Annotated in this window: 1 protein-coding gene; it reads right to left on the bottom strand. The window is 47.8% G+C overall.

What is annotated here, in order from left to right; all coding sequences use genetic code 11:
• Positions 1–250, bottom strand: a 250-nt coding sequence (locus RMT89_RS42000) for an MATE family efflux transporter (protein ID WP_315889019.1), incomplete at its 3' end; no start/stop codon positions are given.
• Between the last annotated feature and the right edge of the window lie 28 nt (positions 251–278).

A 278-nucleotide genomic window follows, 5' to 3' on the forward strand; every position in this document is an offset into this window, starting at 1 on the left:
CTTGGTCATCCGTGTATAAATGGGCAATCGCACTAGCAAAGGGGAGGCAGACTAACGCCAGCACGATTAACGCTATACTGGCAAGCCAAAACAGCAACTGCATTTCTATTTGTGCGGTCTGACTACGGTTTTGGCCGAGTCGTTGCCCAATTAAGATAGTAGCAGCGGTCGCAAGAGCATTACCGGGAATATTAATAAAGAGTAGCGCCGAGAAAGTGATCACATTACCAGCCATCGCGACTGTGCCCATTCCTGCAACCATAACTTGAGTAATGAGT

Origin of the sequence: Streptomyces sp. P17 (genome assembly GCF_032436805.1) — a bacterium.
Classification (GTDB): Bacteria; Actinomycetota; Actinomycetes; order Streptomycetales; family Streptomycetaceae; genus Streptomyces.